An 11202-nucleotide genomic window follows, 5' to 3' on the forward strand; every position below is an offset into this window, starting at 1 on the left:
GTCTAGGGATTGAGGGATGTCTCGGCTGACAACGGTCGAACTGGGTGTAAGGGATTGTTATGAAAAGCTTTTTTGTTGTCACGCTATTTTGCTTTGTCGCTGCCGGGACCGCTTCCAACGCACAGCAGCGGTTGACGCCGGTCGATCAGTTGCCGGAAGGGCGTCGCATTTCGGGCTGGTTGATTGATCAGGTGAGCTATCCTCGCCGCATTGATGCGGAGGGAGCAGCGCTGGCCCGGTCGTTTGGCTCGCGAGGCGCCCAATCAATATCGGCGGCTCCAAGTTCATTGGAGTATTTGGCCGGCCGAGACAGCAACACAGTTCAATATGGGCGGGCTTTTCTCAAGGTCGATCGTGGCGGGCCACTGACGTTCGTCGTGACTGGTGACATCATCGATTCAACCGTGCCATTCACATCGTGTGAGTTCATCCTGCGCCTTGCAGGCCAGGACATTCTTCGCACGCAGATCAATTCACGAGGTCCGGGCGGGCGGGAACGAGGAGGGCCAGGGGTCGGCAATGCCGTGCCCGATCCTGGTTACTATCGATTGGAATACGTGATCAGCTGCCCTTACGTGACGCGAGCTAGGTATACGATTGCAGTTCGCGGCGAAACGGATGCGAGCCCAAGAAGCTTTGCACAAAGCGAGCTGTTTCACGTTGCGCCATGAGGCCGGCATTCGCGCAGCCTTCCAAAGAATGATCCCGATCTCACCCGAGAAGATTATGCCCAGCTCATATGATGAAAACCATTGGTACGGCATCGGCTGGCGTCGCATGCGCATGCAGATATTTGAAGTCGCATTAGATCGGTCGCAGCAGCTGTTTGCAGAATTGGCCGAAGTGACGATCATACCTCGAGATGCCGCCGCCAGATTCGTAGAGAATGTGACGCGCGATATCGCCAAACGGATGGACCAGGCCATCCGGCTCCAGCTGTCGAACAAAGATGACGAGGATTACCCATCGAGCTCATGGGCCTATGCGCTTCCCTTGTTCGGCGAAATCGATCCTTTGGTCCACGCCCTTACCAAGGATGCCGGCAATTTAAGTGCATCAGGGGGCAAGACAACGCCGCAGCAAGCCTTGTTGGAGATCCTTCGTCAATTCCTCGAAAATTCACGTCGCTTGCAGAGCCCCTCAAGCGCTCAACGGCTGAAAAATTGGGAGGCAATCGATCGCGTGTCGCTCGACATTGCACGTCAGCATGTCGGTACGCCAATTGAATCGCGCAACTCGGATGAACATCTTCTCGCGGTCAGGGACGAGTTGCGCAAGCGATACCCGACCAACAAGAACATCAACCTTTCGCTCGGGACGTTGCGGGCCTATTTCGACGAATTTTGTGCAGAGTGTGAAATCATTCCCTATCAGGAACAGACCGATTTGCGCGCGCTGGAATTCGAAACGGACGTGTGGCCAGCGATGGATCCGTGCGTCGACGCCTTGAAGAAAAAGGACTTGTCCCTTTGGGAAGCGCTGGCGATCGAAACCGAGACATTCGATGACGTGGAGCCCGAGACACGGCAACACTTCATGGCCAGGGTCGGTTTGTCGCGTCGAGCATTCGAGAGCAAGTGGAAGGCCGCGGCCGCTATGCTCAAAGACTGTATAGAAAACTCGTTGGACTTTCAGTTCCGGAGGTCGAGATGACCAACCGATACAATACTCGTCTGCTGTCGGCCATCCTGGGTACCCAGGATGAGCGCAAGGCCACCGGAGCTCTCTCTGAGGAGCGCGCGCGCCAGGCGCTGACCGTGGGACCGCCGCTAAGCCCTGATGAACGGCGATTGATCTGGATGTCGCCTGATGCGCGGGACGTTTTTCTGGCTGTGCGCCGGCAGGTTCGGGCCGACGCAATGGAGCGGGTTCGCGACGCTGGCCTGGGCACCGCTGAACGGCGTCTTGCCGCCAGCGGGGGCAATGCCGACGAGATCGTGGGTAACGGCTTCACCGTGACTGTCTTCAGAGATGATATCCCAGGGGCAGAATGGTCTGTGTCTCTTCAACTGGCTCCCGAATATCTCGCTCTCATCGGATCTTCTACCGCTATCGTTTTGCGCGATTCTGGAGGGCACGTTTGGGTGTCTGGCCTACCGGATTCCCAGGGTTGCGTCAGCGTGGTTTGGGAGTTGAGCACGGAGTCACCGCGAAGCCGGCTGCAAAGATTTAGCCTCGCTCTGGAGCCGTAAGATGCGCTGGGATTGGGGGGCGAAGTCATGGCGATGACTGACTTTGGCTTGTCGCCGGCTGCATACGCCTTGGAAGCGCAAGATATAGCCGCGGGGATTCTAAGCGCGCGCGTCGAGGCATTGTTCGAGAAGCAATGGGGATCGAAATGGCCTCAGCTCGTCCTCGACAAGATGAAGCAGACCGATAATGACAGGAAGCGATCGAATCCGGAATCCAGAGGACGTATTCTATTCAAGGTCGTAAACGGAAAGGCCGAGTGGGACTTTCTCCAGATGCTTCACGCGCTGAGTGATAATGTCCACGCCATTACAAGCTTGTCCAAACAGACTGGGCCCATTCGCGGGCTTTGCTCACGCCTCATCCAGGGACGCAACCAGCTTGCGCACAAGAAGGCCGGCTTCGATCGAAATAACGTCGGCTTCGCCAAAGCTCACATTGAGAGCTTGATTGCGCTAGCCCGATTTCTCCTTGGCGAACAAGACATGGAGCCGGTCAAGCGGCTCTTAAACCACCTGCTGCAAAAGCCGCTTCCTGAAAAGACTCCCGAACGGAAGGAAGCCGGGCGACCCGAAACCGAGGCGGAAACTGCAAGTAAGGCTGAGCTCGCAGAAATTCGGGCGATGCTTCAAGACGTCGCGAAGGTGCTTGACGAGCGCCTGATCGCCCAGCCTTCGGTTGCTGACAAGATAGCAGCACCTCCGGTGTCACTTTCGGCTTCACCGGCGGCGGGCCCCCGTCGCACCCGCCGGCGGACACCCATACCTGCCCCACGAAATGGGCTGGTCGCTTTTCCGATCGTAGCTGAAGGCGCCGATGCGGACCAACATAGTGAGCTGGGTTATTTGTCGTGCGCCCGCTACGAACCTGAAAGCAGGCAAGACTTCCTCTCGCGCGTGATTGGCTTTGAGGGACATGGTCGCTCCGATGCCTACTATCGCATCGTCATGGATGCTCGCGAGGAAGAGACCAATCACGCTAAAGCAAATCTTTATACGCACAGCCGCATAGACCCAGGCGGGTTTGGCGGCGAGAGCTTTGGGCTTGCCGCCGCGCTCGCAGATCGAAGTGCACGCTATGAGTGGGCGGAATCGGTGCGACAATGCCGGATCGTCGCGACCGGCGTCATAACGCGCGCGATGGCCGGAGAAGTCGGAGCAGTCGATAGTTTTCTCGAGAAGCTGAGGCTGCTAGACCGCGAGCTGTCAGAAGATGCAATTTTCGTTTGCCCGGCGGCGAATGTCCGTGCGGCCAATGCAGCCGAAAAAGCCCTTCTCGAGCATCTGAAAAATGCAAAAAGAACGCATATCCGCGCAATCGACAAGATCTCGGAACTCGACGATCTCTTCAGTCAGCCTGAATTAAGGAAACCGCTCACGACGATCGATCGACCGGGTGAGGACATCCCGTCTGGGCTAGAGCTTAGCTCGTCACAGCGGGTCGAACCAAAAAAGCGGATGTCGCTTGCCGCGATTGTTCTGTTCGCGGCATTCGGTGCCGCTGCCCTTCTGTCCACCGTCTTCCTGGCGGCCAGTCTCATTAACAGGGATCGTCTGACTCCGGAACAGGCGCAAAAGATAGCCGATCTGGTTCAGGCGCATGCTGGACGACAGGCACCGACCATGTCGGCCCAGGAATGTGACTTGTTGACGAGGGCTGCGCGGGCCATCGCTGGGATCGAGCCGCGACATCACGATGTGGCAGCGAGTGCCGCTTTGACGGAAGCATCGGCATGCACAAGGCGTCTTACAGATAGCGACGCGCGACTCTCCAAACTCGCAGATGCAAAGCGGCAGATCGTCAGTGGCGGCTTGGCTCTGCCTTCGTGTACGTCGCTTGCGGTCGCCGCCGATCATCTGGAGGCATTCGATCGGGAACGTATGGGCGACATTCACAAGCAGGCGCTTTCAAGCGCCGACGCCTGCAAGCCGCTGCTTGCCGAAAGTGAGAAGAAACTTGCGGATTTTGATCGTCTAGCCGCGGGAGTCGTCGCCTCACGCGAGGATCTTTCCGCATGTGAGGCTTTGATCGCGGCGAGACGTCAGCTTTCGGATCAAGATGTCGCGCGACTTCAGGCCAAGCCGGGTGGCGCTTACGACAAACTGACCGCCTGTACGGCACAGATTGATAGCAGTGACGGCCGAATTAGCGCCTTTCTTAACGCGTCGGATGCATACGCGCCTTCCAATGTCGGAAGCATCGAAGCGCTTGCCACGGCGCGGGCAGGCCTTCAGTCTGCGGATGTCGGGCGGCTCGACCCCACTAAAAAGGACAGACTGCTTGGTACTGCGGCCCAAGCTTCGGAATTGATCAAAGGCAGCGATGCTCGCATTTCTGCGTTCCTCGCGAAATACAGAGAGTGGCGAGCAAGCCCAACACAGCTCAACGCGGTGGCTTTCGATCGCGCGGGGCAGCTGTCGGACTTCGATCGTGGACGGCTGGCTTCATCGGAGGCGCGGAATGCCCAAGCAGAGCTCTCGACGCTTCGTAAGGGCCTTGGTGCGAGTAGGGAACGGTGGGCTCTTGTCGAGCGTTTGACGGCAGCAGCGGCACGCCAGTCGCCTGCGGACTATTGGAGATCGCTTACCGACGCCGTCGCTCGTCTCAACCAGCAGGACAGGGATGCCGCCACTCCAGAACAGTTTGAAACGCTAGAGAAGGCAAACAGCCTTTTGGCTGCGGGGACGCGCAAGACTGTCCCGAGCGATGAGTTCGCAACCATGCCTGCGCCGCGGCGAACACCAGATCGATTGGACGGTTATCAACGACCACCTCCCATTTCAGATGATTTTGCAACAGTGCCCTCTAATTCAAGTCAAAACACTTCACGCCAATAAGATGGTACAGACTATGCTTCGCATCACGGTTCTCGCTTTTTTGGCGTCAGTTCTGGCTATCCCTACGGCTTTGGCGTAGGCTCCACAACAGCAACCACCTAATACGGGTGATATCCTTCATGCCGACCAAGGCCTCCGCGCTTTGGAATTTCAGTGAAGAGATCGTGCCCCGCGTGGTGGTTGTAGCTGGCGGTGGGTCACCGCGTTCGCCGGCGAGCGCCCGATCAGTCCGCCGCTGATTGGCGGGAGGCTGACAGTTAGATCGATGCTCAACGGCGCGATCGTATCCGGCGTCTGCAGCGGGCACGCAGGACGGTCCACTCGCCGTTTTGCTCGAGCGAGATCACGCCGAAGGGACGGACGTTAGCAATCTCGTTGGGGAAAATGCCGACGACTTCAGTCGCGCCGTTTGATCTCGCAGTTGAGCCTCTCGATCGAATTTTTCGAACGCAACTAATGCTTATAGGAGCAGTTGCGAATTATACCTGCCGCGATCCTTCCGTATCGCCCCGAAGGCGCAGATAGGCGACTGATAAGAAAATTCTGATTTCCTTATCAGTCCAGGTGGTCAAACCCTCGTCATGGACGCAAGCCCTTCGGACGGCGCGTCGCCTTCAGGTCATCGTTATGCAGGAAGATATTGCGGCGATCTGAATGTTTCGGCGATCCTTGACGACAAGTTGCGCGCCTTACGACTGGGCCCGTCGCAAGATATTCAACAGCGGACAAACCTCGGCTCCCCAGCTGTTTTCTCTCTAATGAAATCGTCCTTGTATTTCCCGATGTACATTCCGTCTTTCTCCACGTGCTCGATGAACTTCTCGAGCGCCCTGACTACGTCAGCTGGGCTCATAGCCGCTCCAGGCAAAATAACCAGTTCGTCGCGCAGCGCATTTTCGCTGATTTTCGGCACCTTCTTGCCTCGGCTTCTGAGCATCTCGCGATATGCACGCGTTTCTCGCGCATCTTTATTTGACCCATCTGTTACAAATGGTGTCACGGCATAATTACAAAGCGTAATCACTTCGCCTTCGAGAACACTGATGGCATATGCGAGCGTCACTCCCTCATATCCAGAACTGGTCGCCCTATCACCTAAGCATTCATCGCATTCGAACTGATCCACTACTCTCTTCCTCATATTGCTCTCCCGTCGGTTTAGCGCTGAACGAGCAGTCGCTCCTAACTTTACAGGTTTGGTTATGCGCGACATTGATTAGCCGCCACTCCTTGATGAACTCGGATCCGAACTACGCGCATTGGACCCTTCATCCGATGGCAGGTTGACCGCGGATGCGATCACGAAGACAATTACAGGACTGATTTTGGGAGATGAGCGCATGAGCGCCGCGGCTCCCTCGACCGCTCACCTGTCCACCCTGCGCATCCTTTGCCGCACCTTTGCACACGGCGAAGCAGCGATGCTTCTCGTGTGAGAAGTGAAGCAACATACTTCGATCATGATCTACAAGACGGCTACCCCAGGGGTTCGCGCGAGGGATAAACCGCAATCCGTCCCGGGTGAAACGCAACAAACATTCCGCGAAACGCGCACTTGCTCGTTCCCCTGGAATCTGTCAGTCAGAAGTGCGTCGCCAGGCCGGGTCGCCCCGTTAGGCGACCCGGCCGTTGAGGAAGCGCCGCATCACTCCGGCGATAGCTGACTTGCCCTGATGCGTTGGACGGTCTCGTAAGATCGATCAAAATCCTCTTGGCTGTCACGCTTCTTGAGCGTTGCACGCCGTCGCGATGATAGCGCAGCATCGCGAAGTTGGCTTAAGTGCCATTCCAATACATCTGGACGCGCGAACCGCTCGCCCCTGGCTTGCTTTGCAAGCTTCCCCCAGTACTGCTCATACTCCGAGAACTGTTTGAGTGCAGAATTGAACGCTCGGCGATCCACCACTTGATTTGGCTTGCGCTTTATTTCCGATAGCAGTTCCGAGATGCGGTGGGTGGCGACCGCACAGTCTGAAAGGAGCTCCACAACATCAAAGACCCAATGTTCTCTTAGTTGCGCCAACACTTCATCAATTGACGCAGCAATATCCGCCTGATTCTTTGGTGACCTTCTCATTATTGAATACTCCTTGAACTCGTGGATCATGGATTTTGGACAACGTGCTTCGGCTTTGGCTTTCCTTTTGGCATTATCGTTATGCGAGCAATTGACACACTGATCAGCACCGCCGGTGCTTTCATGCCGGAACCGCAGAACGTATCCCTGGAAATTTTACAGGATCGATAACGAGGGGATATTTTCCCCTGATGGAGGCGACACGGCCGTTGAAGTTAGCGGGAGACGACTTCATTGAGCAAGTTGAAGGGGCACGGCAACGCCTACCGTTTCCACTCGCCATCAAGAGTCTCGGTGATATAGTCGCCGCCGGTGTCCTTGCCGATGCAAAGGCCCTCGCGTCGGATCCGCGCCGCCAAATATTCGAGCGTTTCCGCAGCGCTCAACGGCGTCATCATGGGGCCAACAACAACGAACAGTTCGTCATGAAGTTGATCGTCGGCCAACGTCGCTGGCTTTTGACCCCTCTTAATTCGGCTTTCGCGATAGGCTCTTACTTGTTTGGGCCGCGATTCCACCATCAAATCGATTTCGTAGTCGCACTGCGCCGGAAAGCTATCGTCGCCCTTAGCGCCGTAGATCATAGTCGTACCGAATGCCCCTTCGCCGTTCCACAGACGTGAGCTTCCCGCCTCATGGTCAATATCAACTATCTTTGTCATCCTACTCTCCCAAAGCTTCGCACCAACCATTTTACAGGTTCGAGTGTTGAAGGCTGAGGAAGGCGACCTCCCCCTAACAATCAGCATTCGAATGTTGCCTGCCCTTTACTTCCACACCTGAACGCTGTCCGGGCCGACGCGACCATGCTTGAACGTCTTCAACGCATAATCGGCCATCGTCCCACGCGTGATCGGCGTGGCATGAATCCTTGAGAGCACGTCATTATGATAGAAGCACGCCTTGGTGCGAAAGTGCTCATCAAGCGGCACGGTTAAGCGCGATTGCTTGCCCCACAACATTTCTTGCACCTTTCTATGCATATCGGAGCGAGCTGGCGGCCGTGTGAGTGCGATAGCGTTAAAATGGAGACCGTAGTTGATCAGGGATTCCCGGATGGTTGTCTTCTCATGCTTCCATACTGGCAGATCGTGGCAGCCAATAAAGATCGGTCGCAAGTAGCTCCATTCCTCAGAGTTCGGCTTGCGAACAGTGTGTCTGCACAGAATGTCATGAACCCGAGTAACCGCTGAGGTCATGATTTCTCTGCGTTGAAGATCGCTGGCCTTAATGTGATTGAACATAAAGTTCAAAAAGAACGGCTGATAGCCATGTAAGATGTACTCCTCAATCATCTGGTCATAGCCAGCTACGATCTGTTCGCGTTCATGACGGCCAGACATCTATATTCCCATACTGATGATGATGATTTTGGTGATCCCAGAAGGCACAGTTAGCCATATATGGAGACGACGAACCTCCATGTTGCATCATCGCTCCGCTGGGCAACCAGCGGCGCGTCGGCTATGTCTGTCAGAATTAGTAATTTACAAGTCGATGAACTCGTGGGTGGCGCGACTGCCGGAATTTGAAAGGGTGAGCAACTTGCCCACCCTTGATCGCCGGTTTGGCAGAATTGACGGTAAAGCGAATTCAGTCGCTGAGCCGCCGCCGTCGAGACGCTGAGCCATTTATGGCCGATGCTCTTCGGCCAATCGAACAAAGCCTTATCAGTTCTGTCTTGAAGAACTTCCAGTTGCACGGCCGCCAACATTGACTAGAATCGTATCTGCATTCAGCTGAGCGATCATGGCGGGCAAGCAGGCAAAGATTCTAGCGATTGATCACATCGACGATCTCTTGTTTTTCGTCGATCAGACGCGGCATCCACTTCGCAATCGAATTATTATCTTGCTCTCAGTGCGTGCCGGTTTGAGGGCTGCTGAGATTGCGCAGTTGACTTGGGAAATGGTTCTAGAGCCTGATGGCAACGTCGGCTCGGTAATCGAACTTCAAGATCGTATCGCAAAAAAGCGGGGCGGACGGCGTATCCCGCTTCATCCCGAACTCAGGAAGTCGCTCGTGGAGGCTCGCAAGGTTTGCGATGGGTCTGGCCCCGTAATTCGGTCGGAGCGAGGTGGACCAATGACGCCGCTTAGCATCGTAGTCTGGTTCAATCGCGTGTATCGTGAACTGAGCCTAGCAGGGTGCTCATCTCACTCAGGCCGTCGTACGTTCATTACGCGGGCGGCGCGTCTCGTGCACCAAGCCGGTGGTTCCCTCCGTGACGTTCAGTTGCTGGCTGGACATCGCTCCATCCAGACCACGCAACGCTACATTGATGGTGATAGTGACGCACAACGCAAATTGGTCTCTCTTTTGTGAGCCGCTCGAACAAACTGGCGGCAGCTAATTCATGCAGAGAGACGCCTTCGGACCGGGCCAGACAGTTACTGACAACGGTGTGTCAGCTCGCAGGCTCGATGTCATTCATCGACGAGATCGATGATGAGTTCCGCGCAGCCCGGCTAGACATCGCGGTCAAGTCTCACTCCACACCGCCACTTTTTGATTGGCTGGTTGACGTCTTGAGCTTCCAAGGGATCTCGGACCGGGTCGCGCGCGACTACGCCACAAAGCATGGTCGAGCGACGTGGTCACAGCTCGAAAAGAACCTTAAGTCGGCTGAGTGCCCCAAGCTGCGCAGCTATTGGCACTATTCTGATTGTCGATACGACAAGACGAGCCAGACTTGCGCTGAACCCGAGCATTTTGATGTTTGTAAGCTGCCCCGACTTCGCTTGCGCAATGGTCGGCTAAATCAGACCGCTTACTCACTCTTCTTATTCGTTAGGGATGTCGCTGGTGGCGACCTGGTTGATTGGATCCGGGGACAAATCGAAGCTGCGGTCGTCGAACACGAACGCGATCTTTTTGCCGCTCGACAGGCTGCCTTGATCGCGCCGCTCCGGCACGTCTACGGTGTGGGGGAAAAGACCCTCTCGATGGCCTTGTCGACGCTATTGATGGGCGCCCGAGAAGCTGAGCCGGTCTGGTTTGAGACGGGCAAGAACATGGTGGTGGTCGATTCGCTGGCGCACAATTTCCTTCACCGCACCGGAATCTTACACGGCTGCGGTACACCTCACGCCTACGGCCAAGCCTGCTACGCGGAGGGCGGCTGCGCTGCGATCATTCGCAAGATCTCGGCCAGCATCGATTGTCGGCAATTCAACGCTGCCTTTCCTTCGGTTTTCCCGAGATTTGTTCAACATTCGATCTGGCGGTTCTGCGCAGCCGAAGCTGCGAATATTTGCAATGGCAACCGCATAGACGACGGGCTTGCCTGCCAAGACCGGTACTGCCGCTTAGGCTCAAAATGCGACCGAAGGCCACTGAAAATGGCACAATTTCAGTGATTTAGACCGATTTTGACCTTGACGGTATTATAATACTCCGCTAATTTATGGTGTCGGCGATGACCGGCGTTACGCAAAAACCGAACTAGGTGCATCATGAGAGCCAAGCATCGACGAAAGCCAACTCACGTTACCAAGAGATTTTCCATCCAGCCAAAGGGCCCCACCTCCGGGGCCCTTCGCTTTTTCGGGAGGTTGCAATGACAAAGAAACCAGAGAAACCGAAGTCTGAACCACTCTTCGTGATAGGTCTGGATCTCGACAACAAGCCGCGGGGCGGTCGCTTTGACAAGATCGATGATCACGTCGTCAGCGTGGCACTCGATCTTGGCCTAGCCGCGGTAGTCAAGGCATCTGCCGAATTTGCTCAGGTTGCTCAGAAGCTACCGGCGGGTCGGCTGTACGCCTCGGGCAAGGCGTTTATCCCGGCCATCAAAGAGGCTCTGCTGACCGAGCTAATGACCATCCTGCGTAAGCCCGGCGATGCCAGCGAAGCCTACCGGCTCGAAAATCGACCGACGAAGAAAGATGGCGGTGCCCCTGCGGTGCAGTGCAAGTCGCCGATAACATCCGGCCTACCCCGAAGCTGGCAAGAAATCGATGTCGGCCACATGGTGCTCGCCCACGAAGGCTACGAAGATGGCTGGTGGGAGGCTGTCGTCGTGAAGCGGGAGGATGAAATCCTCACTCTTCGCTATCGAGACGCTCCCAAATTGCCTAGCTTTGTTCGACATTTAAG

The 11202-nt window shown here is 55.9% G+C and carries 11 protein-coding genes and 1 pseudogene; 7 read left to right on the plus strand and 5 right to left on the minus strand.

Translation table 11 applies throughout. From position 1 onward, the window contains the following. Positions 1-59: 59 nt before the first annotated feature. From JHD07_RS02435 to JHD07_RS02450, 4 genes are read left to right on the plus strand one after another with little or no spacing between them, the layout of a single operon-like run. A complete protein-coding gene (locus tag JHD07_RS02435; protein ID WP_145984372.1) occupies positions 60-671 on the plus strand; it encodes a hypothetical protein in 612 nt (203 codons plus the stop codon). Continuing rightward, a complete protein-coding gene (locus JHD07_RS02440; RefSeq protein ID WP_212065536.1) occupies positions 661-1653 on the plus strand; it encodes a hypothetical protein in 993 nt (330 codons plus the stop codon). The genes JHD07_RS02435 and JHD07_RS02440 overlap by 11 nt, the downstream gene beginning before the upstream one ends. Next, positions 1650-2192, plus strand: coding sequence for a hypothetical protein (locus JHD07_RS02445; RefSeq protein WP_100179086.1), 543 nt, complete (start codon positions 1650-1652; stop codon positions 2190-2192). Before JHD07_RS02440 ends, JHD07_RS02445 begins: the two co-directional genes overlap by 4 nt. A 27-nt stretch (positions 2193-2219) precedes the next feature. Continuing rightward, complete coding sequence (locus tag JHD07_RS02450; RefSeq protein WP_291618573.1) at positions 2220-5027, plus strand: hypothetical protein; 2808 nt, start codon at positions 2220-2222, stop codon at positions 5025-5027. 234 nt (positions 5028-5261) lie between these two features. Here the strand turns inward: JHD07_RS02450 and JHD07_RS02455 are convergent. The 5 genes and pseudogenes from JHD07_RS02455 to JHD07_RS02475 form a co-directional block, all read right to left on the minus strand. After that, positions 5262-5492: pseudogene (locus tag JHD07_RS02455) on the minus strand (transposase); the annotation flags it as partial. 250 nt (positions 5493-5742) lie between these two features. Beyond that, complete coding sequence (locus tag JHD07_RS02460; RefSeq protein ID WP_291618575.1) at positions 5743-6153, minus strand: hypothetical protein; 411 nt, start codon at positions 6151-6153, stop codon at positions 5743-5745. Between the two features lie 519 nt (positions 6154-6672). Next, positions 6673-7134 carry a hypothetical protein gene (locus tag JHD07_RS02465; RefSeq protein ID WP_291618577.1) on the minus strand — a complete coding sequence of 154 codons (462 nt, stop codon included), beginning with the start codon at positions 7132-7134 and terminating at the stop codon, positions 6673-6675. A 233-nt stretch (positions 7135-7367) separates the two neighbouring features. After that, on the minus strand, positions 7368-7766 hold the full coding sequence (locus tag JHD07_RS02470; RefSeq protein WP_291618578.1) for a hypothetical protein: 399 nt from the start codon (positions 7764-7766) through the stop codon (positions 7368-7370). A gap of 105 nt (positions 7767-7871) precedes the next feature. Then, the gene (locus JHD07_RS02475) at positions 7872-8447 is read right to left on the minus strand and encodes a hypothetical protein (protein WP_291618579.1); all 576 of its coding nucleotides are present in this window, start codon (positions 8445-8447) and stop codon (positions 7872-7874) included. A gap of 406 nt (positions 8448-8853) precedes the next feature. On the opposite strand from JHD07_RS02475, the gene JHD07_RS02480 reads away from it, so the two are divergent. The 3 genes from JHD07_RS02480 to JHD07_RS02490 form a co-directional block, all read left to right on the plus strand. Further along, the gene (locus tag JHD07_RS02480; RefSeq protein ID WP_291618581.1) at positions 8854-9429 is read left to right on the plus strand and encodes a site-specific integrase; all 576 of its coding nucleotides are present in this window, start codon (positions 8854-8856) and stop codon (positions 9427-9429) included. 98 nt (positions 9430-9527) lie between these two features. Beyond that, entirely contained in the window at positions 9528-10463 is a 936-nt protein-coding gene (locus JHD07_RS02485; protein WP_291618583.1) for a hypothetical protein, read from the plus strand. A gap of 200 nt (positions 10464-10663) precedes the next feature. Continuing rightward, on the plus strand, positions 10664-11202 hold a 539-nt coding region (locus JHD07_RS02490), incomplete at its 3' end, for a hypothetical protein (RefSeq protein WP_291618585.1).

The sequence above is a fragment of the Bradyrhizobium sp. genome (assembly GCF_016462955.1).
Taxonomy (GTDB): domain Bacteria; phylum Pseudomonadota; class Alphaproteobacteria; order Rhizobiales; family Xanthobacteraceae; genus Bradyrhizobium.